Here is a 21,457-nt window from a genome sequence, read left to right on the forward strand (position 1 = left end):
CAGTGCTTTGAGCAGCCTGCGGCTAGTTTCCTAGTTTGCTCTTTGATTTTCATTGAGTATTAATTTTGTTCTTTCACAGAGAGCTACCTGAGTTCTATTCAAGCTCAGGTAGTACTTTCTTATAAACTAAATCATCTCAGTATTGAATAGTAGGATTTTTTACAAGACATCATCATCAGAAATCTTAGAATTTAATGTTGTTCCCCAATGGGTAATTTTACGGTGGGGTTGAGCTAAAATTGGTCTGTTTTCATAGATTGTTTGCCATCTATTCCATAGTAGACCTGTCTTTTTCTCAATCTTAATTCGCAGATTTCTCATATTCTCTTTGATTGGGAGGTTGAGGACAAAACCTGCAGTCTGGTTGCGACCGTTTCCTTCCCAAGAACGACTACGAACAACTTGGTTTCCATCTTTATCTACTGTAACTTCTTCCCAAGTTATAGAGTAGCGGGCAATGTAAGCTCCACTATGTTGAATTGTCAATGTTTTATCTTTCACAGGAGTCTGACTGATTGGTTGAACTGGCTTAGAAACTTGTGTCGCCGTCTCACCATTCGTAGCGATAAAGCGGAAAACTTCTACTTCTGCAAGACTGAGGGCTTGATTGTTCTTACGTAGTTGCACACGAACACGGCGTCCCAATTTCCCATTTAATTGAACATCCAAGCTCGTTCCGTCAAGTTTAGAAACATACTGTCTAGCAACTTCTGTTCCTTTTTCATCATACAAAATCACATCAAAGTCTGACAGACGTTTAGAAAGCTCACCATCCCCACGGTTATGAAGGCGAACAAGTCCTACCTGTTCTGTACGACCTAAATCAACTTCCCACCAAGGCTGGTTTTCAAATTTTGTATGGGTAATTGATTGCTGGCTATAACTACTATTGGTATTGCCATCCAAGGCTCGACTAGCATCTCCACCAAAATCAGTAGAACTTTGCTTAGCTTGTTTTTTCCAAGCGATATTCTCAGCACGATATACTTGGACTTCTGCAAGACTGAGGGCATTATAGCCTTCTAGCTCAATCCGAACATAGCGCGCTTTTTTATGGTTAATCGCAATTTGTGCTGACACATCTTTAAGAGATGTTATTCGTTTTCTCTCAATTTCTTTACCAGAACTGTCTAAAAGAATGACATCAAAGTTTGCCAATCTATCCTGGGCAGTGTCTGTTCGGTTGTAAATATTGATTTGGCGAATGGTTTCTTCTTTAGCCAAATCTACTTGCCACCAAGGCTTGGATTGGAAGTTGGTATGAGTGACAGAATTGTGACCATAGTTACCATCAACTTTGCCATCCACAGCTCTTCTAGCATCTCCTCCGAAAGCTGTCGAACTTTGAGTAACCTGTTTCCCTAAGGCAATATTTTCCATTGGTTCAGCGCTTGGTTGACTAGAAGATTGAGGCAGAGCCTGTTTCTTAAAGAATCGCACTTTATCCAATTTCGGATCACGATAACCATGTTTATCCAAGGTAGCTCGTTTACCAATATTAAAGTTAGGAATATCATTCATTCGACTTTCAAAATAGCCACGAGAACGGTGTTTAAAGCGTGAATTACCTGTAAATGTAACAATATCACGATCATTATGAATCAATGGAGTCACAACATTATCATTATCAACTACATAATGCTTAATTTTTCCACTAACAGCTAATTTACGGCTTTCCAAACCAACATCCCAGAAACCATTCTTAGCATTCCAAACAGTTCTGGAAGTAATCACTTTAGGCGCACTGAAAGTCGTCACTTTCCTCAATACATGGTTATAAAAGTCAGGATATTTTTGGTAAGCTTCAACCGCTGCAATCTGAGCTAGGTAGCCTCCAAGAGAATGACCTGTCATATACAACTTGGTAATACTTGTATCCTTAGCTAATTCCCCAACAACCTTGCGGATATCATCCGCTTGAGCTGGTTTATTTCCACCTAATAAAACCAAATCTGCACTTAAGTCCTTGGCGTCATTAACTCGCGTTCCACGAATAGCCAACATGTGCACCGTTCCATCTTTGAGATAAGGAAGGTCGCTCTTGGTCTCAAATAAGAAAGCATCCAGACCACTATCTGTATGGTAGGCTTTTTTCATCTTCCAGAAAGGAGCCAATTCATTGTGCATGAGTTTGTATTCTTGACGGTCAAGATAGAGACTAGGGAAAGGATTCTTATGATCTAAAATTTTCTCAATATAATCATCGTCTCGATAGGCTAACTCCATAAAGAGAAGAGAATCACGGTCTGTGACATACCATTCTTTCTTATTGTCATCTTCTCCATCTGACAAACCATCCCCATCACTGTCTGCTAGCAAGGGATGACTGTTATATCCTAGATAATCCTTACCATCTTTGTTGTACACATAAAGTTCATCTTTGTTTTTGATGCCATCTTGGTCATCATCCCCTTCCAAATCAAGAACTTTTTCACCATAGAGAGATTCATCAATCAAATCATTTTCTAAATGCAATTCCCCTTTGGAAATCTTCACCAAATCTTCTGCTGTTAAAGAACGAGTATTTGTTGGTTTTTCTGTCACAACTTCTTCTTTAGTTTCTTCTACAGGAGCATGAATAGGTGAGTCTTGAGCTGGCTCTGTTATCTCTACTTTTGACTCTTCCCTTTTGTTTTCAAGAACTTCACTTGCTTCTGGAAGCGTTTGAGGAGTTAGTCTTGGCTCCTCTCTAAGAGGAGTTTCTAGTTTTGGAGCAACATTTTCCGGCTCTCTCAATTCCTCCTTAGAATCTAGCACTCTTGTTGCCACTTCAGATGTTACATCTTGTTTTAGTTCATTGGCTGAAATTCCAGCTGGAGCTAGAAATGCGAAGCCGACTGCAACAGATACAACTCCGATACTTAATTTTTTTATGCCAAAGCGCATAATTCGTTGACCAATTTTCATTATTTCTTATCTTTCTTTTCGTTTATTTGTAAGCAGACTCAAGCAAAATCTCATTGTGCTATATATGATAAGACTGAGAAATTCAGAAAGTAAATTCATTCTTATCTCTTCTTATCATACTAGTCTGCTTGGCTAGGAAGCTAATGCTAGTATCCTAGAATCTTGTCTTTCACAATGCTAACTATCAGACTCTTTCAGTTACAAGAGTAGGAAGAAACCCATAGTCTACCTATGTTTCTTCTTTGTTCCGAATAGTCAATTATGAAAAGGTAGAGGTATTCCCCCTTTTAAATCTTTTTTCTTACAATTCAGCAAGAATAGCTTTAAGCAAGCCTTTGAAATCACCTTTGACACGTTCGGTTACTTCTACAACTTCTTCGTGGTTGAGTTCTTCTTGGAAACCAGCCGCAAAGTTAGTAATACATGAAATTCCTAGAACTTTCAAGCCTGAGTGGGCTGCCACGATCACTTCAGGAACCGTAGACATACCAACTGCATCTGCTCCCAGTGTCTTATAGGCACGAATCTCTGCTGGTGTTTCATAAGTTGGACCAGTAACGCCGATATAGACACCTTCATCAAGCTTGATACCAAGTTTTTGGGCCACTTCATGGGCAGTAGCACGGTATTCTGGTGTGTAGGCCTTAGACATATCTGGAAAACGTGGACCAAAGTCATCCAAGTTTTCACCCATCAATGGATTTTGCCCCGTCATATTGATATGGTCTGAGATAGCCATCAAAGTACCAGGGCCATAACCAATACCACCAGCTGCATTGGTTACAATGACACCTTCACATCCAAGAACTTTCATGACACGAACTGGGAAAGTCACCACTTCCAGAGGGTTCCCTTCGTAGAAATGGAAGCGACCTTGAAGAGCCAAGACCTTGCGACCTGCCAGTTCACCATATACCAATTTCCCAGCGTGACCAACTACTGTAGAGCGGCCCCAGTTTGGAATCTCAGCATAGTCTACTACAACTGGATTTTCGATTTCTTCTGCCAATTCTCCAAGCCCTGATCCAAGGATTAAACCAAACTCAGGCGCTTGGATTCCTTTTTCTTTCAGGAAAGTAGCTGTTTCCTTGATCTTATCTAAAAATGTCATTGTGTGTCTCCTCTATTATTTTTTAGCATTTGACCGATTTTGTCAAAAGTTTTAGCATTGCGAATAGTAATGTGGCGGTAGAAAGGCATCTTGAGCAAGTACTTGTGATAGGCAGTCTTAGAGTAGGTTTCCTCAGAGAATTTCCCCCAGAAAATACCAAGTTTTCCAAAATGAACGACCTCATCTTTCATCTCTAAACTCTCAACTGTCGTGATGACTTGCTCCACATCCAAACCCTCCGTGTAAAAGAGAACGTCTTTTCTTGCCAAGTCTTCATTCCACCAAGCTGGTAGACTCTCAAGTTCGTCTTCATAGTCTTCTTGACTCAGTAAAGAAAAGCTTTGAATAAATGGATAATTGACTGCAAAGAAAGTCTCTAATTTTTCAACCAATCGAGCTTTTGGTTCTGTCGAAGTAAAGAAAATATTGCCACTGTTGATGTAGCTTTCAACCTTTTCAATTCCCAACTCTGTCAATTCTTGCCGAAGCTGCGCCATAACAACTTTATTTTTCCCACCTACATTAATGCCCCGAACAAGTAAAGCATATCTCGTCATCTTATACCAATTTATCTAAGAAACTTTCACCAATCATGGCAGTTTCAACACCAAAGTTATCGGCAACAGTCGCTGAAATATCTGCAAAATGTCCTACTGGAATGACACCATTTCCTTTAAAAGCAGGACTGTAAGCCAAAAGTGGGATATATTCGCGAGTATGGTCTGTTCCTGCGTAAGTTGGGTCGTTCCCGTGATCCGCAGTAATCAAGAGGAGGTCATTCTCTCTCATGGCTGCGATAATTTCAGGTAAGCGTTCATCAAACTCATGCAAACAATCACGGTAGCCATGAGCATTACGACGGTGGCCATAAAGGGCATCAAAGTCAACCAAGTTTGTGAACGAGAATCCTTTTTCAAACTCAGCAAGGCCCATGGTCTTCAATAGTGTATCAATTCCATGGCTATTTGACTTGTTATGGCCCATGTCGTGGTTGATACCAGCACCGTTAAAGATATCGTTGATTTTACCAACAGCATAAGTATCGATACCAGCTTCATTCAATTTATCCAAAACAGTTGGTGCAAATGGAGATACCGCCAAGTCACGACGGTTTGCAGTACGAGTGAAGTTACCTGGTTCACCTACATAAGGCCGAGCAATGATACGTCCTAGAAGGGCTGGGCGCTCAAGAGTAATTGAACGAGCGTATTCACAGATACGGTACAATTCGTCCAAAGGAATAATATCTTCGTGGGCAGCAATTTGCAAAACAGGATCAGCTGAAGTATAGATAATCAACTCTCCAGTTTCCATCTGACGTGGTCCAAAATCATCGATAACAGCTGTACCTGAGTAAGGTTTGTTGGCTTCACGAATGACCTTACGTCCTGAAAATTCTTCTATTTTTGTCAGGATTTCTTCTGGGAATCCGTTCCAAAAAGTATCGAAAGGCTCAGTAATATTGAGTCCCATGATTTCCCAGTGTCCAGTCATCGTATCCTTACCAAGAGATACTTCTTCTAATTTTGTTGCATAACCTGTTGGATTACTTTCAGCTGGTACAGTCTTAAGAGGAGTTTCTCGAGGAATATTTCCAAGACCAATTTTAGCCATGTTTGGGACATTCAAACCAACTGCTTTTGAAATGTGTCCTAATGTGTCAGAAGCTCCATCTGGAACTCCTGCATTGACAAAGTTATTAGCATCTGGTGCAGCACCGATTCCTACAGAATCTAGTACCACCAAGTGAATACGATTAAATTTTGACATAGTGTATCTCCTTATTATTTTAGTTATCTTGCTTTTGTTGAAGTTAAAATCTGAACCCCGTCTCGTCCAGCAACGATGACCTTATCCACCATTTGGTTGAATAAGCCGTGCTCCACGACGCCAACGACATGGTCCAATTCTTGTCCGAAGGCAATTGGATCTTCGATGACATCCAAGGCAAGGTCAATGATAAAGTTCTGCATATCGGTCACAAAACGTTGGCTATCTTTTTCACGGAAACTTGGTTTGTAGCCAGCTCGTTCGAAACGACGAAAGACCTGTTCTGCGCCATACTGAACCACTTCTACTGGCAATTTAAAAGCACCCAGTTTCTCGACTAGCTTGCTTTCATCCACTACCCAAATGTATTCTTTTGAGGGTGTTGCTACAACCTTTTCCATCAGAAGGGCACCACCACCGCCTTTGATTCCGTTAAACTGGCTATCCACTTCATCCGCTCCATCAACCGTCACATCGACAACATCTACTTGGTCAATAGACTTGAGCGGGATATTAAGCCCTTCAGCCTGTTTACTAGTCACACTAGAAGTCGTTACAGCTGTAATCTGTAACCCTTCTTCCTTGATCCGACGACCGATTTCTTCTACAAAATAATAGGCAGTAGAACCCGTTCCCAGTCCGACAACCATTCCATCGCTCACGAACTCAGCAGCCTTGATACCTGCCATTTTCTTCAGATTTTCCACCGATTTACCTCCATCATTCTCAGTTCTTATTCTACTATGAAACCGCTTTTTATTCAAGTAAAAAGATCAAATTTACATTTTTCATCAATCTTTCTTTAAAAATATGCATTTTCTTTTTACTAAACGAATAAAAATGAGTTTATCTTTTATGTATTTGATTTGTTCATCTCTTTCCAGTTCCAAAAACAAGACCTTATCTTTGATACGTCTAGTTTAGCATTAAAGCAGGCGCATTTCAAGAATCATAAATTAAGAGAAGGAAGTAGGTTTATCTATCTATTTTAAACAAGTTTATCTTTGCTTACCCTCTCTTTTTGACAAATAATTTTCATTACTTTAGGAATACAATTACTAATCTCCGTTGGCAAAACCACATACTGTTCTTGAGCTAGTTCTTGGGCTATGGCTGAATGAAGATGGGTCGCTACTGCCACACGCTCGTAAAGACTGGCCTGTCGGAATTGGCCCACAAATCCTGCAATCATTCCAGCCAAAGTATCTCCCATACCACCAGTCGCCTGATAAGGACCACCAACCTGTAACTGGTAATAATCAGACTGACCAGCTTGCCAAATACGAGTCGCTGGACCTTTCTCTACCAAAATTGTTCCTTGAGGAAAGGAAGGCAGGATACTAGCCGTTGCATCTTCCTTTTGCTTTTCAATCGTAATTCCAGATAATTTTTCCCATTCTTTTTGGTGAGGAGTTAGGATAAGCGGGTTAGATGGAAATGATAAACTTGTCCTAGCAAGAATGGTCAAGGCACCTCCGTCTACAATCAAAATCTGATTTTGGCTTAAGCTAGCAAAGACTTGTTTTACTAGATCTTCTCCAAAAGCATCGTCTCCTAAACCAGGACCCAGCAAGACAACTTCTGCCTTCTCCAATTGCTCTTGTAACAACTGCTGGTCTTGAAGAGAAAAGGCCATAGCCTCAGGTAAATGGCTGTGCAGAGCTGGAATATTTTCCCTGTCCGTTCCAACAGTCACCAAACCAGCTCCACTTTTAACAGCTGCCAAAGCAGCCATGATGATGGCACCTCCATAAGGATAAGTACCACCAAGTAGCAGCAGACGACCATAATCTCCTTTATGACTTGAACGAGAACGTTCAATAATAACTTTTTTTGGTAAGGCTTGATCAATCACTTTCATCATTTTTTCCTCAACTATCCTTTATCTGATTGTTTTAAAACAACTTGATAGACTTTCTTAGTCCACTCTTCTAAGTCTTCTCCAGCATAGTCAAGATAATGCACTCTATCTTGTATTTTAGTTGGAATAATATTTTCAAATTGGCTCTTATTATGAGTTGGAATAACACAAATATACAACTCACTAAATAAATTCAACATGTCCTTAATTTTTGCAACATGGTAGCCATCAAAAATATAACCAGTAACTTTAATCAAATCTGTATAGATAAAATGAAAACTCACTCCAGGAATAAACTTGTCTTGTAATTCTTTCTCTGAAGGAGCTCGACCTAATAAACGCTCCATCGCTAATCGATAACCAGAACTTGTATTTGACCACCCTAACATGACATAGTCAAAATAATCTATCGGATCCGATGCAGCATTTCTACTATCCAAAACCAACTCCTCAGCATCTCGCCCAAAGGCTTTCACAGCAGATAAGAGCTGACCTGTTTTAAAGATAGAAATCGCTGCATCTATAGTCGTAGTATGACTACAGTAGTCTGAAGTCACTAACCTCTTATGTAGATCATAAGTCGAGGCTACTATTTTATTTGTAGGGATAAATGGTGGCAGAAAGGGATTCTGAAAGATGTAATCTAAAATCTCTTTTTTTAAACAAGAATCAGCACACTCAATACTTGTTTGACGTTTATGAAGTTTTTCGTAAGCTATAAATTTAGCAATTTTTTCTAATTCCCATTCTTGAATATTTGGATAATCAATTAGTGCTAAGTAGTATATTCCATCCCATTGTAAACTATATTCCCCATTATAAATTTTTAATATCATCTAATCACCTCACTCCATTATACAACAAAAAGGAGGCGCAGACCTCCTTTTATAAACTTATTTCTAAAATTTAATACTCATTTCTGCCATTTCAGATATAGCTATAGAAAATACACTCTCTTCAGCGATTTTTCTCTTATTTTCTATCCAATGTCCGAAGTGCTGCTTGATAAGTTTGCTCCATCAGCATAGTAATGGTCATAGGACCGACACCTCCAGGGACTGGCGTAATATGGCTAGCAAGTGGGGCAACTGCCTCATAATCCACATCCCCACAGAGCTTACCATTTTCATCTCGGTTCATCCCAACGTCAATGACTACCGCACCGGGTTTCACAAAGTCAGCAGTAACAAACTTGGCGCGACCGATTGCTACTACAAGAATATCCGCTTTTGCAGCCACCTTAGCGAGATTATGGGTGCGTGAGTGAGTCAAGGTCACTGTAGCATTCTTTGCCAAAAGAAGCTGGGCCATGGGTTTTCCAACGATATTAGAACGACCGATGACGACCGCATTTTTACCTTCCAAGTCAATCCCATATTCATGAAACATTTCCATAATTCCTGCAGGTGTTGATGGAATCATAACTGGATGTCCAGACCAAAGGCGTCCCATATTTAGAGGATGGAAACCATCCACATCCTTTTCTGGGTCAATAGCCAATAGAACCGCCTCTTCATCGATATGTTTTGGTAATGGCAACTGAACCAAAATCCCATGCCAAGCTGGATCTTGATTGTATTTGGCAATCAAGTCTAACAATTCCTCTTGAGTAATGGTCTCTGGAACTCGCACTACTTCGCTACGGAAACCAGCCGCAAGAGCTGACCTCTCCTTGTTGCGAACGTAGACTTGGCTGGCTGGATTGTCCCCAACCAAAATCACTACCAAACCAGGCACTAGACCTGTTTCTTCCTTTAATTTTGCAGTCTTTTCAGCCAACTGCCCCTGCAATTTGGCAGCTAAAGCTTTCCCATCAATAATCTGTGTCATATCACTTCTCTTTTCTTTTCTTTCAAATATCTTCCATTATACCAAAAACTGCTAGTACCCTCTAACACTTCTTTCCTAGGCAATCCTATAGTTTCAAACTATAAGAAAAAGCTCTGGTTGAGCTTTTCACTAATCTTGTCTTGAAATTTTAAAATAGATTATAAAACCTTACTCAAGAAGTCCTTAGTCCGTTGTTCTTGGGTTTGTTCAAAAATCTGTTCAGGTGTTCCGTCTTCAACAACCACACCGTCTGCCATAAAGATAACACGATCTGCCACCTCGCGGGCAAATCCCATCTCATGTGTTACGATAACCATGGTCATTCCTGACTTGGCAAGGTCTTGCATAACAGCCAATACCTCACCTACCATCTCAGGATCCAAGGCTGAAGTTGGTTCGTCAAAGAGCAAAACATCTGGTTCCATAGCCAAACCACGCGCGATGGCAATCCGTTGTTGCTGACCACCTGACAAACTCTGTGGATAAGCGTCTGCCTTATCTGGCAAACCAACTTTTTCCAAAAGCTCTTGGGCTCTCTTCTCAGCCACTGTCTTGCTCTCACCTTTGGTCTTGATAGGTGACAAGGTGATATTTTCCATCACAGTCATATTAGGAAAGAGATTAAATTGTTGGAAAACCATGCCCATCTTCTCACGCATGGCAAACAGGTCATTCTTCTTGTCCGTAATATCGACTCCCTCAAAGATAACCTTCCCCTTTGTTGCTTCTTCCAACAAATTCATAGAGCGAAGCAAGGTAGATTTCCCGCTCCCCGAAGGACCGATGATAACAACAACTTCTCCTCTTTTAATCTCGAGGTTGATGCCCTTCAATACTTCATTCTTTCCAAAGGATTTATGTAAATTTTCAATTTTTATCAAGGTTTCTGTCATTATTTCTTATCTCCTTGTCCCATACGTTTTTCAAAAGCTTTCAAGGCTACTGTCAAAATAGAAGTCATAATCAAGTAATAAAAGGCTGCAAATAAAAGTGGTGTTAAAGGTAGATAGGTTGTTGTAGAAACTGTTGTAGCACCGTTCCACAACTCCATAACCCCAATAGCTGATAAGAGGGAGCTGTCCTTGATAATGGTGATAAATTCGTTCCCCAATGCTGGCAAAATATTTTTGATTGCTTGTGGCAAAATCACATACCGCATCGCATTTTTAGGACGAATCCCTAGCGAATAAGCCGCTTCTAGCTGACCTTTTGGAACTGCATTGATTCCGGCACGAACAGTCTCAGAAACATAAGCACCACTGTTCATAGAAATAATCAAAATCCCTGGAATCAGACGAGAAAGGTCAACACCCAAAATTCCAACCTGAATAGTCGGAGCATTGATATGCATTAGAGCAAAGGCAATCATAATCTGAACCATCATCGGTGTCCCGCGGAAAATCCAAACGTACAAGTTGGCCAGCCAAACAAGCGGTTTAAACTTTGAACGTTGCCCAAAAGCCAAGACAACACCCAAAATAGTTCCCAAAAAGACAACACAGATAGAAATGAGAACCGTCACAACAGCCCCATAGTTAAAATAAGGTAAATACTTAGGTAAAAAAGAAAAATTCATAGTCACACTGCTTTCTAAAATAGAGTACTGTATGATTATAACATGCATTGAATTAAAATTCAAATCTTTTATCCAATTTATTTAAAAATCTTTAAACTAGCAGAATTAGCGAGAAATCTTAGTTTTTTCTAGTCAAGTTGGCCTCCTTTATGGTAAAATAGTAACGATAAGAAATGAAGGAGAATCAAAATGGAATCACATTTGGTTAGAATCATCAACCGCCTTGAAGCAATGGCAAACGATGGCGGAAATTTAAAACGTAATTTTGAACGCGAAGGAGTTGTTGTTGCAGAAGTTGCATACAGCCACGACGAAGAAAACGGATCAATCTTTACCCTTCGTGATGTAGAAGCTCGCGAAACTTATACTTTTGATAGCATTGACTTAATTGCAATGGAGATTTACGAACTCCTCTACTAATCTAAAGCAAGCTGGGATTGCCCCTGCATGTCTAACCAAAATCCTTTTTGTCTCACAAATAGGATTTTTTTTAGTCCAAATTCACAAAAATTTTCATTGTAACAACTTCTCAAAGCTTCAATCTTTTTACTTGCTTTACACCCCAATCCTGTTATAATGAGAGTATAGGAATTTGACTATTTTTGACCTTTGAACAGGTCAGGCTAAAGAAAGAAATGAGGTAGATGTATGCTTTGTCAAAACTGTAAAATCAACGACTCAACAATTCATCTTTACACCAATCTCAATGGAAAACAAAAACAAATTGACCTCTGTCAAAACTGCTACAAGATTATCAAAACAGATCCTAATAACAGTCTCTTTAAAGGAATGACAGATTTGAACAATCGTGATTTCGATCCTTTTGGTGATTTCTTCAATGATCTAAACAATTTCAGACCTTCTAGCAATACTCCTCCTATTCCCCCAACCCAATCAGGTGGAGGTTACGGTGGAAACGGCGGTTATGGTTCCCAAAATCGTGGATCTGCTCAAACTCCGCCCCCAAGCCAAGAAAAAGGCCTGCTAGAAGAATTTGGTATCAACGTAACTGAGATTGCCCGTCGTGGAGACATTGACCCCGTTATCGGGCGCGACGATGAGATTATCCGTGTCATCGAGATTCTCAATCGTAGAACCAAGAATAATCCTGTCCTTATCGGTGAACCAGGTGTCGGAAAAACGGCCGTTGTCGAAGGCCTAGCTCAGAAAATCGTTGATGGCGATGTTCCACATAAACTCCAAGGTAAACAAGTCATCCGTCTGGATGTGGTTAGCTTAGTTCAAGGAACGGGTATTCGTGGACAATTTGAAGAACGCATGCAAAAACTCATGGAAGAAATTCGCAAACGTGAGGATATTATCCTCTTTATCGATGAAATCCATGAAATTGTTGGTGCAGGTTCTGCGAGTGATGGTAATATGGACGCAGGAAATATCCTCAAGCCAGCCCTTGCTCGTGGAGAACTGCAACTGGTCGGTGCTACTACCCTCAATGAATACCGTATCATTGAAAAGGATGCTGCCTTAGAGCGTCGTATGCAGCCTGTCAAAGTCGATGAACCAACGGTGGACGAAACAATCACTATCCTCAAAGGGATTCAAAAGAAATACGAAGACTATCACCACGTTCAATATACTGATGCTGCAATTGAAGCAGCTGCAACTCTTTCCAATCGCTACATACAAGATCGCTTCTTACCTGACAAGGCCATTGACCTCCTAGATGAAGCTGGTTCTAAGATGAACTTGACCTTGAATTTTGTGGATCCTAAAGTCATTGATCAGCGCTTGATTGAGGCTGAAAATCTTAAATCTCAAGCTACACGAGAGGAAGATTTTGAGAAGGCGGCTTATTTCCGCGACCAGATTGCCAAGTATAAGGAAATGCAAAAGAAAAAGGTCACAGACCAAGATACTCCTATCATCAGTGAGAAAACCATTGAGCACATTATTGAGCAGAAAACCAACATCCCTGTTGGGGATTTGAAAGAGAAAGAACAATCTCAACTTATCCATCTAGCTGAAGACCTCAAGTCTCATGTTATTGGACAAGATGATGCAGTCGATAAGATTGCCAAGGCTATTCGCCGTAATCGGGTTGGACTTGGGACCCCTAACCGCCCAATCGGAAGCTTCCTCTTCGTCGGCCCAACTGGTGTCGGTAAGACAGAACTTTCCAAACAACTAGCTATCGAACTCTTTGGTTCTGCTGACAGTATGATACGCTTTGACATGAGCGAATACATGGAAAAACACAGTGTAGCTAAATTAGTTGGTGCCCCTCCAGGTTATGTTGGCTACGATGAGGCTGGGCAATTAACTGAAAAAGTTCGCCGCAATCCATATTCTCTCATCCTTCTCGATGAAGTGGAAAAAGCTCACCCAGATGTTATGCACATGTTCCTTCAAGTCTTGGACGATGGTCGTTTGACAGATGGGCAAGGACGTACCGTCAGCTTCAAGGATGCCATCATCATCATGACTTCAAATGCAGGGACAGGTAAGGCCGAAGCCAGCGTTGGTTTTGGGGCTGCTAGAGAAGGACGTACCAACTCTGTTCTCGGTGAACTCGGTAACTTCTTTAGCCCAGAGTTTATGAACCGTTTTGATGGCATTATCGAATTTAAGGCTCTCAGCAAAGATAATCTCCTTCAGATTGTCGAGCTCATGCTAGCAGATGTTAACAAGCGCCTCTCTAGCAACAATATCCATCTCGATGTGACAGACAAGGTCAAGGAAAAATTAGTTGACCTCGGCTATGATCCAAAAATGGGAGCACGCCCACTTCGCCGCACTATTCAAGACTATATTGAGGACGCAATCACTGACTACTACCTTGAAAATCCAAGCGAAAAAGACCTCAAGGCAGTTATGACTAGCAAGGGAAACATTCAAATTAAATCTGCCAAAAAAGCTGAAATTAAAACTTCTGAAAAAGAAAAATAAATCCTATAGAAAAGGAGTAGAAAATGAAAATTTTCTGCTCTTTTTTACTAAAATAACTGTAATTTCTTGACAGCTTGGCCTTTGTCCATTATGATAATAATAACGATACTAGATAATGAGGAAAATGCAATGGCAAACCCAACTTTCGGAGAAAAAAAAGCGAATACAGACTATGTTTCACGTTACGGAGTGTATGCAGTTATCCCTGACGCTGAACAAAAACAAATAGTTTTAGTTCAAGCTCCTAATGGTGCTTGGTTCTTACCAGGTGGCGAAATTGAATCAGGTGAAAATCATCAGGAAGCCCTAAAGCGTGAATTGATTGAAGAGCTTGGATTCACAGCTGAAATTGGTACCTACTACGGACAAGCTGACGAATATTTCTACTCTCGTCACCGTGACACCTACTACTACAATCCTGCCTACCTCTATGAAGCGACTTCTTTCAAAGAAGTACAAGAGCCACTAGAAGACTTTAATCATATTGCTTGGTTCCCTATTGACGAGGCTATTGAAAATCTCAAACGTGGTAGTCATAAATGGGCCATCCAATCTTGGAAAAAACAGCATAAGATTGACTAATACTCTTCGAAAATCTCTTCAAACTACGTCAGCGTCGCCTTACCTTAGATATGGTCACTGACTTCGTCAGTCTTATCTACAATCTCAAAACTGTGTTTTGAGCAACCCGCGGCTAGCTTCCTAGTTTGCTCTTTGATTTTCATTGAGTATAAATCAAGCGACTTTATTCAAAAAGTGCTATAATAGAATTAGAAAATCGGAGGAAATATTATGAAGCTTATCAATACGACAAACTCACACTCGCAACTTGTAAAAAGTCAGCTAGAAAGTACCGATGCAACCCTTGTTGAGGTTTATTCTGCAGGGAATACAGATGTTATTTTTACCCAAGCTCCGCTTCACTATGAAATCCTCATCTCAAATAAACACCGTGCTATTCGTGAGCCTGAAATCGAAACCATTCAAGAATTTTTCTTGAAACGTAAAATTGATAAGGAATCTATTGATGAGGCCAATATCAAGACACTCTACTCAGAAAAATTGATTGGAATTTCAATCCCAATCAAGTAAAGAACTTGAGTAAAAACTCGATTTGAGAGAAAGTCCAATAAGTCTTTCCATAATAAAACGCATAGTAGCAAGAGTTCCTAAACCCGCTATTATGCGTTTTTATCATTTTGAATCCTTTTGCTCACGATATTACTATAGAAAAAGATTTGATTCTGCTCCTCACACAATCAAATCTTTTTCTTTTATTAAAAACGAATCGTTTCACGTGTTTTCTCATATGAGGTAACAAAGCGATTGGTTACACCAGGCTCTGCCACTTCCAATGCTTGAGAAATCTTGTCAAATGAAGCATGATAATCAAATTCTTTTTCAAAAATATCTAAAGCTTCGTTAAATGCTTCTTGAATGCGTTCATCAAATGAGCGGTAACGGTTAGAATACTGTAATAATTGTTCTGTCAAAGTTGCATATTGTACAATATTATAAGTTTCCGTTTCTAAAGCTTCCATATCATTCGTTGCAATTTCAAGAACTCGGGTAACAGATTCAATGTTAATCATTTTCTGTTCTAACTCAACCATTAAATCCTCGGTATTATTGCTTGCCGTAAAGAATAACTTCAAGAAAGTTTGTGGAATACCTGGCAGATTGCGTTTTTCCATGTATCGCTTGATAGTATGGAGACGATTGACATAAACATTGGCCTTTTGACGTGCATTGATATCATCTTTCTCAATTTGTGTCAGGCGCTCACTAACTGAAATTTGCTCATCTTCAATATCTTTTAGTTGAGTTTGTAAATCCTCAAGATTTTCTTCAAGAACTGAATAAGCTTGGGTTGGTTCTTCTTGATTTGAAGTTACCTCAACAATAGCTGCCTCAAAATTCTCTAATTCTGTCTGAATACGACGAACATGGCTTGCAGCTGTCTCAGGAAGTAAATAGGTCTTGCTCAAACGTGCAATATCTTCTCCCAATAAAGTATTATTCTCTTTCATATGTTGAAGGTAAGTTGGAAGAGTTGCAAGTAGATTTTCCACTACTTTCTGAGCAGCAATTTCTCGAGTAAAAATATCATACAAGGCATTGATTTCCTCTTGTGCCTGTCCATTCTCATATTCGGCATTATCCAATTCCAACTGACGAATATTCTCTTGGTTTTTCTTGAATGCTTCATAAAGCAAGTGGAAACGTGCTTCAATATCCGTTTCAACAAAATGATAATTAGCATCAATTAGTTTACGATAACCATCTTCTAAATCTTCTAGTTGATCTGGTAGCTCTTTAGATAATGTTGTTACAATTGCTGGTATACGATCAACAATATGTGTCAAAGCCAAGATATGATTTTCAGCATTATCCAAAATCACTGCGGCTTCCACAGGGTCACCCGATGAATTCAAGGTTACAAATTGTGAAAATTCAGATTGGATATTTTCTAATTGTTTTTCAATTTCATCCAAGGCTTGACCATACTGTTCTGAATTTTCAGCAACTCTATGCTGAAGTTCCTCAAATAAATCCAAAGCATGAAGAACACGACCACTATTTTTAGATTCTTGCTTCTCTAAGTCTGCCAAAGCATTGCGAATTTCAGCAATATCTTCTTCAATCAAAGTAATTTGACTCTCAATTTGGTCAATTTGATGACTGGCCTTGAGAAAACGAAATGAATGGTTATAGCCTTCTGCTTCAAAGAGATTATTTTCAATATCGGCAAAAGAGTTGAGAGATAAATCGACCCATTTTTGATTCCATTCACGGAAAGCCACTTGACTTTGTCCAATCAAGTGCATATTTTTTACAGCTTCTACTTCATCATTTACTGGAAGATTGTATAGTTCTTCTTTTCTTTCTTCTAGCGCCTCTAATCTTCCCTCATTTCGCTTACGTAGAAAGATTGCCACTACATAAGCCAGAACTAAAATGACTGCAATTGCAACCATTAAATAAATTAGTTGTCCATTAGACATATCAAACTCCTTTTTTACTTGAAACAATCGTAATGATTATATCATATTTTTTAGACCAAGGGAACTACTTCTCCCGATTTTTTAGACATCAAGTGTACTATAAACGGCATTTTCTTCGATAAACTCACGACGAGGTTCTACTCGATCCCCCATCAACATATCAAAGATTTTATCTGCTTCTGCAGCATCGTCCACAGAAACTCTGGCCATCAAGCGATGTTCGGGATCCATGGTTGTTTCCCATAATTGGTGATCATCCATTTCACCCAGACCTTTATAACGCTGAATGGTTGGTTTGGCACGTCCTTCACTATGGCGAGCCAAGGCTTCTTGGAGTTTAATTTCTTGATCTGCTCCTGGCTGAATATATTCTTTAATCTCGCTTCCAACCTTGACACCATAGATTGGTGGTTGGGCGATATAAACATATCCAGCTTCTAGGATTGGTTTCATATAACGATAAATCAAGGTCAAAAGAAGGGTACGAATGTGGGCTCCATCGACATCGGCATCCGTCATCAAAACGAGTTTTTGGTAACGGGCTTTCGAAACATCAAATTCTGCGCCAAATCCTGTTCCCATGGCTGTGAAAAGACTACGAATTTCTTCGTTAGCTAGAATCTTATCCATACTTGCTTTTTCAACGTTCAAAATCTTACCGCGAATTGGAAGGATAGCCTGAAACTCACGGTTACGACCAGATTTGGCTGATCCACCAGCTGAGTCTCCTTCGACGATGAAGAGTTCTGTTTCAGCAGGATTGTTAGAAGAGCAGTCTGCTAGTTTCCCTGGAAGGTTGGAAATTTCCAAACCAGATTTTTTACGAGTGACTTCACGCGCACGCTTGGCAGCCACACGAGCCTTAGCAGCTAAAATCCCTTTTTCCACGATACGTTTGGCAATCTGTGGATTTTCCATGAGGAAATCGGAGAAGGCATCACTGAAGAGGCGATTGGTAATCTTGACCACTTCGCTATTCCCCAGTTTGGTCTTAGTTTGTCCTTCAAACTGTGGATTTGGGTGTTTAACTGAGATAACTGCAGTTAATCCTTCACGAACATCTTCCCCTGTTAGGTTGTCTTCATTGTCTTTTAGTAACTTATTCTTACGAGCATAATCGTTGATGACACGTGTTAAGGCTGTACGGAAACCTTGTTCATGCGTTCCACCTTCATGGGTATGAATATTATTGGCGAAACTCATGACATTTTCATGGTAACCTGTTGTGTACTGCATGGCTACCTCAACTGTGATATCATCCATCTCACCATCTGTGTAGATTGGTGTATCAAAGATTACATCCTTGTTCTCGTTGATATATTCAACATAACTAGCAATCCCACCCTCATAATGGTAATGCTTGGTTTGTTCCAAACCTTGGCGCTTATCTGTAATTGAAATTTGAAGACCGCGATTTAGAAAGGCCAACTCTTGAATCCGTTTATTTAATTTATCAAAATCAAAAGTTGTTGTTTCAGTAAAGATTTCTGGATCTGGTGTGAAGTGAACCGTTGTTCCAGTTCTATCTGTATTCCCAACCACCTCAAGGTCTGCGACAACATGACCACGACGGTATTCTTGGTAATGAATTTTACCGTTTTTGTGGACATGGACGTCTAATTGAGTGGAAAGAGCATTAACGACTGATGACCCTACTCCGTGAAGACCACCTGAAACCTTGTATCCGCCACCGCCGAACTTTCCTCCAGCGTGAAGGACTGTAAAGACGGTCTCAACAGCAGGACGGCCTGTTTTTTCCTGAATATCGACTGGGATACCACGCCCATCATCGACAACAGTAATCGAATTATCTGGCTCAATAAAGACTTGGATATGGCTGGCAAATCCTGCCAAGGCCTCGTCAATTGAGTTATCAACAATTTCCCAGACTAGATGGTGAAGACCTTCTTTTGAGGTTGATCCAATGTACATCCCTGGACGCATACGAACAGCCTCTAAGCCCTCTAAAACTTGAATTTGACTGGCATCATAATCCTGTGCCTGCAGATTTTTGATTTCTTCTGTCATCTTATTCCTTTTTCTTATATGTCTAATACTTGTCTTAAATTCACGATACTGGTAAACAAGTGGGTATCGAGTCTTGCAGCTTGACCTGCTTCGATATCAATCGGTCGATCACCAATGACAAGACCAGAGCCAATCTGATATTTTTCTCTTAAATAAATCATAGACTCAGGATTTGGCTTTCTCTTAAAACCTGAGCTAGAAGTCACTACTTCCGTAAAATAGGTTGCTATAGAAGTTTTTTCTAAAATTTCTAAGACCTGATTATTTCGATGAGAGACCAAAAAATGACGGCCACCTTGATTTGAAATGTCTTCCAATAATTCAGAAACTCCTTCAAACAAAATCGGGTGTTCAAGCTCTCTGGCTTCATTTTCCTTGTATTTTTCTAAAAAATTCTCTAAATTGGGAGCGAATGTCTCAATCGCAAAAGGAGTAGAAACCTTTAAAGCTTGATAGACACTGTCATGGTCTTGTGTGACGCCATACAGTGCCAATGTTTCAACAAATGCGGCTGTTGAAGTTTCATAATTATCCAGTAAAGTTCCACCTAAATCCCAGATATAATCGTGATATTTCATACCCTTCATTATAGCATTTTTTTATGAAAAAAGCGATGATTTCCCTGATTTTTCCACATAAAAAACGAGAGAATAACTCCCGTTTTACTGATTTTTACCAAAGACATCTCGATAGAGCATTCCTGTTCGTAAACTCTCTTCGTCCCCTCCTAGTTGCTCCACCAACTCGTAGGCAAAGGCAAGAGCTGTCGAAGGGCCTCGACTGGTTGTCAACTGACCATCTACCACTACTGTTTCCTTGACATATTGACCATCAAGGATTTGCTCTTGAACGCCGTCATAACAAGTAAACTTCTTGTTTTTCAACACTCCTGCTTGATTGAGGGCAATTGGTGCCGCACAAATGGCTGCCAGTTTCTTCCCTTCTTGCTCGAAGCTTTGCAATTCTTGCATCAAGGCCTGATTGTCCCGTAAATGTGCAGAACCAGGCATGCCGCCAGGAAGAACAACCATATCATAGTCTGATAAATCACCATCAAAGACACGATCTGCTCTTACTTGGATTGCGTGCGAACCTGTCACTTGCTCCTCAAAACCAACCATATCACAAGTAATATTTGCCCGACGCAAGACATCCACAACTGTCAAAGCTTCAATTTCTTCAAAGCCCTGAGCCAACATAACTGCTACTTTTACCATGATTTTCTCCTTATTTGATTTGTTTTAATACAACCTTTTTCCGCTTGAATGGGACTTTTCCGCTCTTTTCTTCAGCTAGATTGGTCTGGTAACTCATCGATAAAAGCAAGCCAACACCAATCAGATTACTGATAATAGCTGATCCTCCTTGAGAAATGAAAGGCAGTGGAATCCCGGTCAAAGGAAGCAAGCCCGTTACAGCACCGATATTCTCAAAGATGTGGAAGAGCAACATCATAATCAAACCTGTGGAAATATAGGTGTAGAACTGGTTATTTGATTTGAGAGTAATCTTCAACATACGATAAATGAGCATGAGATAAAGGGCGATAACAAGGACAGAGCCAATAAAGCCAAAATCTTCTGCGATCACCGTGAAAATCATATCCGACTCTCGAACCGGAATAAGCAGATTCGAAGCATTAAAACCTTGACCAAATAAGCCACCACTCCCAATGGCAATCTGCCCTTGAGCCTGCTGGTAAGTCGTTGTTTGGGCAAACTCAAAGGGATTGAGCCAAGCCAAAATCCGATTGATTTGGTAGGTCGGCATTCCAATCTGGTGAAGAAAAGCTCGTCCGTCCTTGCTAATAAAGATAGCTAAGAAACCAGCAACTCCTGTTACAGCAGTCACAAATACTGGGATAATAATTTTCCAAGAAACTCCTGATAGCAAGACGATGCCTGAGAAAATGGCTACAAAAACCAAAGCCGTCCCCAAGTCACTTTGAAGTGCTAAAAGAACTAGGACTGGAATGGTAAAGACAATCATCCAAAAAATTAATAAAAAGTCCAGCGGAACTGTGCGTCTCCATTCCTTATGTTTCTTTGTAAATTGAACAATCACACGAGCCAACATGAGAATATAGGATATCTTCATAAATTCTGACGGTTGGAATAGGGTAATTCCATTTATTGATACCCAGTTTTTGGCACCCGTTGATGCAACTAGGCTTGGATTATAAAAGACGATCGGCAAGACCATGAGTCCCAAGCCTAAAATATACAGAAAGGGTGTCACCTTCCAAAGAAATTCTGTATTAAAGAGCATGACGATAAAACCAATCACAAGCCCCAAGGCGATCCAGGCGACCTGCTGCCCTAAAATGGGCAGAATATTGTTTGGATAATCATGACTAACAGCTATATAAATAGCCACCACGCCAATAACCAGTAGAAAAAATACTGGCAATAGCAAACTATAATCGACTCTAGAGTCGAGAGAACGTTTCATATACACTAACC

The 21,457-nt window shown here is 40.1% G+C and carries 19 protein-coding genes; 4 read left to right on the forward strand and 15 right to left on the reverse strand.

The annotated features are described in order from the left end of the window. Positions 1-159: 159 nt before the first annotated feature. The 10 genes from AC6I9F_RS06695 to AC6I9F_RS06740 form a co-directional block, all read right to left on the reverse strand. Positions 160-2,907, reverse strand: coding sequence for a thiol-activated cytolysin C-terminal domain-containing protein (locus AC6I9F_RS06695; protein WP_498021245.1), 2,748 nt, complete (start codon positions 2,905-2,907; stop codon positions 160-162). Positions 2,908-3,208: 301 nt separating this feature from the next. After that, a complete protein-coding gene (locus AC6I9F_RS06700; protein WP_112443522.1) occupies positions 3,209-4,018 on the reverse strand; it encodes a purine-nucleoside phosphorylase in 810 nt (269 codons plus the stop codon). Then, complete coding sequence (locus tag AC6I9F_RS06705; protein WP_112443521.1) at positions 4,015-4,575, reverse strand: DUF1697 domain-containing protein; 561 nt, start codon at positions 4,573-4,575, stop codon at positions 4,015-4,017. Before AC6I9F_RS06705 ends, AC6I9F_RS06700 begins: the two co-directional genes overlap by 4 nt. A gap of 1 nt (position 4,576) precedes the next feature. After that, entirely contained in the window at positions 4,577-5,788 is a 1,212-nt protein-coding gene (locus tag AC6I9F_RS06710) for a phosphopentomutase (protein ID WP_000033091.1), read from the reverse strand. A 23-nt stretch (positions 5,789-5,811) separates the two neighbouring features. Then, positions 5,812-6,495 carry a ribose-5-phosphate isomerase RpiA gene (gene rpiA / locus AC6I9F_RS06715; RefSeq protein WP_498021248.1) on the reverse strand — a complete coding sequence of 228 codons (684 nt, stop codon included), beginning with the start codon at positions 6,493-6,495 and terminating at the stop codon, positions 5,812-5,814. A gap of 281 nt (positions 6,496-6,776) precedes the next feature. Next, a complete protein-coding gene (locus tag AC6I9F_RS06720; RefSeq protein WP_498021250.1) occupies positions 6,777-7,649 on the reverse strand; it encodes an NAD(P)H-hydrate dehydratase in 873 nt (290 codons plus the stop codon). A 14-nt stretch (positions 7,650-7,663) separates the two neighbouring features. After that, on the reverse strand, positions 7,664-8,485 hold the full coding sequence (locus AC6I9F_RS06725; RefSeq protein WP_498021252.1) for a phosphate ABC transporter ATPase: 822 nt from the start codon (positions 8,483-8,485) through the stop codon (positions 7,664-7,666). Positions 8,486-8,621: 136 nt separating this feature from the next. Beyond that, positions 8,622-9,479 (reverse strand): bifunctional methylenetetrahydrofolate dehydrogenase/methenyltetrahydrofolate cyclohydrolase, encoded by an 858-nt coding sequence (locus AC6I9F_RS06730; RefSeq protein WP_000192089.1) that lies wholly within the window; start codon positions 9,477-9,479, stop codon positions 8,622-8,624. Between the two features lie 158 nt (positions 9,480-9,637). Next, entirely contained in the window at positions 9,638-10,372 is a 735-nt protein-coding gene (locus AC6I9F_RS06735) for an amino acid ABC transporter ATP-binding protein (RefSeq protein WP_112443516.1), read from the reverse strand. Further along, positions 10,372-11,055: an amino acid ABC transporter permease gene (locus AC6I9F_RS06740; RefSeq protein ID WP_001011642.1), complete on the reverse strand. Its 684-nt coding sequence runs from the start codon at positions 11,053-11,055 to the stop codon at positions 10,372-10,374. Before AC6I9F_RS06740 ends, AC6I9F_RS06735 begins: the two co-directional genes overlap by 1 nt. 189 nt (positions 11,056-11,244) lie before the next feature. Between AC6I9F_RS06740 and AC6I9F_RS06745 the strand changes: the two genes are divergently transcribed. The 4 genes from AC6I9F_RS06745 (at position 11,245) to AC6I9F_RS06760 (ending at position 15,054) form a co-directional block, all read left to right on the forward strand. Continuing rightward, positions 11,245-11,475 carry a DUF1797 family protein gene (locus tag AC6I9F_RS06745; protein WP_000443574.1) on the forward strand — a complete coding sequence of 77 codons (231 nt, stop codon included), beginning with the start codon at positions 11,245-11,247 and terminating at the stop codon, positions 11,473-11,475. A gap of 228 nt (positions 11,476-11,703) precedes the next feature. Continuing rightward, positions 11,704-13,962, forward strand: a complete 2,259-nt coding sequence (locus AC6I9F_RS06750) for an ATP-dependent Clp protease ATP-binding subunit (protein WP_498021255.1) — start codon at positions 11,704-11,706, stop codon at positions 13,960-13,962. A 129-nt stretch (positions 13,963-14,091) separates the two neighbouring features. Then, complete coding sequence (locus tag AC6I9F_RS06755; protein ID WP_498021257.1) at positions 14,092-14,544, forward strand: NUDIX hydrolase; 453 nt, start codon at positions 14,092-14,094, stop codon at positions 14,542-14,544. 210 nt (positions 14,545-14,754) lie between these two features. Beyond that, a complete protein-coding gene (locus AC6I9F_RS06760) occupies positions 14,755-15,054 on the forward strand; it encodes a DUF1827 family protein (protein WP_061439313.1) in 300 nt (99 codons plus the stop codon). A gap of 185 nt (positions 15,055-15,239) precedes the next feature. Here the strand turns inward: AC6I9F_RS06760 and ezrA are convergent, their stop codons facing one another. The 5 genes from ezrA to AC6I9F_RS06785 all read right to left on the reverse strand — a co-directional run bounded on the left by ezrA (position 15,240) and on the right by AC6I9F_RS06785 (position 21,446). Continuing rightward, a complete protein-coding gene (ezrA, locus tag AC6I9F_RS06765) occupies positions 15,240-16,967 on the reverse strand; it encodes a septation ring formation regulator EzrA (protein ID WP_173233801.1) in 1,728 nt (575 codons plus the stop codon). Positions 16,968-17,048: 81 nt separating this feature from the next. Then, complete coding sequence (gene gyrB / locus AC6I9F_RS06770; RefSeq protein WP_173233799.1) at positions 17,049-18,995, reverse strand: DNA topoisomerase (ATP-hydrolyzing) subunit B; 1,947 nt, start codon at positions 18,993-18,995, stop codon at positions 17,049-17,051. A 14-nt stretch (positions 18,996-19,009) separates the two neighbouring features. Beyond that, positions 19,010-19,573, reverse strand: a complete 564-nt coding sequence (locus AC6I9F_RS06775; protein ID WP_173234117.1) for an HAD family hydrolase — start codon at positions 19,571-19,573, stop codon at positions 19,010-19,012. An 84-nt stretch (positions 19,574-19,657) separates the two neighbouring features. Beyond that, positions 19,658-20,212, reverse strand: a complete 555-nt coding sequence (locus AC6I9F_RS06780) for a DJ-1 family glyoxalase III (protein WP_173233797.1) — start codon at positions 20,210-20,212, stop codon at positions 19,658-19,660. Positions 20,213-20,222: 10 nt separating this feature from the next. Further along, positions 20,223-21,446, reverse strand: coding sequence for an FtsW/RodA/SpoVE family cell cycle protein (locus AC6I9F_RS06785; protein ID WP_173233794.1), 1,224 nt, complete (start codon positions 21,444-21,446; stop codon positions 20,223-20,225). Positions 21,447-21,457: the final 11 nt, after the last annotated feature.

The sequence above is a fragment of the Streptococcus nakanonensis genome, from assembly GCF_059738785.1.

Excerpts from the sequence above, each read along its gene's own strand:
- AC6I9F_RS06725 (WP_498021252.1), bottom strand. The coding sequence starts at position 8,485 with ATGATATTAAAAATTTATAATGGGGAATATAGTTTACAATGGGATGGA.
- AC6I9F_RS06730 (WP_000192089.1), bottom strand. The coding sequence starts at position 9,479 with ATGACACAGATTATTGATGGGAAAGCTTTAGCTGCCAAATTGCAGGGG.
- AC6I9F_RS06785 (WP_173233794.1), bottom strand. The coding sequence starts at position 21,446 with ATGAAACGTTCTCTCGACTCTAGAGTCGATTATAGTTTGCTATTGCCA.
- AC6I9F_RS06755 (WP_498021257.1), top strand. The coding sequence starts at position 14,092 with ATGGCAAACCCAACTTTCGGAGAAAAAAAAGCGAATACAGACTATGTT.
- AC6I9F_RS06775 (WP_173234117.1), bottom strand. The coding sequence starts at position 19,573 with ATGAAATATCACGATTATATCTGGGATTTAGGTGGAACTTTACTGGAT.
- AC6I9F_RS06740 (WP_001011642.1), bottom strand. The coding sequence starts at position 11,055 with ATGAATTTTTCTTTTTTACCTAAGTATTTACCTTATTTTAACTATGGG.
- AC6I9F_RS06735 (WP_112443516.1), bottom strand. The coding sequence starts at position 10,372 with ATGACAGAAACCTTGATAAAAATTGAAAATTTACATAAATCCTTTGGA.
- AC6I9F_RS06695 (WP_498021245.1), bottom strand. The coding sequence starts at position 2,907 with ATGAAAATTGGTCAACGAATTATGCGCTTTGGCATAAAAAAATTAAGT.
- AC6I9F_RS06780 (WP_173233797.1), bottom strand. The coding sequence starts at position 20,212 with ATGGTAAAAGTAGCAGTTATGTTGGCTCAGGGCTTTGAAGAAATTGAA.
- AC6I9F_RS06705 (WP_112443521.1), bottom strand. The coding sequence starts at position 4,575 with ATGACGAGATATGCTTTACTTGTTCGGGGCATTAATGTAGGTGGGAAA.
- AC6I9F_RS06700 (WP_112443522.1), bottom strand. The coding sequence starts at position 4,018 with ATGACATTTTTAGATAAGATCAAGGAAACAGCTACTTTCCTGAAAGAA.
- AC6I9F_RS06750 (WP_498021255.1), top strand. The coding sequence starts at position 11,704 with ATGCTTTGTCAAAACTGTAAAATCAACGACTCAACAATTCATCTTTAC.
- AC6I9F_RS06745 (WP_000443574.1), top strand. The coding sequence starts at position 11,245 with ATGGAATCACATTTGGTTAGAATCATCAACCGCCTTGAAGCAATGGCA.
- AC6I9F_RS06720 (WP_498021250.1), bottom strand. The coding sequence starts at position 7,649 with ATGAAAGTGATTGATCAAGCCTTACCAAAAAAAGTTATTATTGAACGT.
- ezrA (WP_173233801.1), bottom strand. The coding sequence starts at position 16,967 with ATGTCTAATGGACAACTAATTTATTTAATGGTTGCAATTGCAGTCATT.
- AC6I9F_RS06710 (WP_000033091.1), bottom strand. The coding sequence starts at position 5,788 with ATGTCAAAATTTAATCGTATTCACTTGGTGGTACTAGATTCTGTAGGA.
- gyrB (WP_173233799.1), bottom strand. The coding sequence starts at position 18,995 with ATGACAGAAGAAATCAAAAATCTGCAGGCACAGGATTATGATGCCAGT.
- AC6I9F_RS06760 (WP_061439313.1), top strand. The coding sequence starts at position 14,755 with ATGAAGCTTATCAATACGACAAACTCACACTCGCAACTTGTAAAAAGT.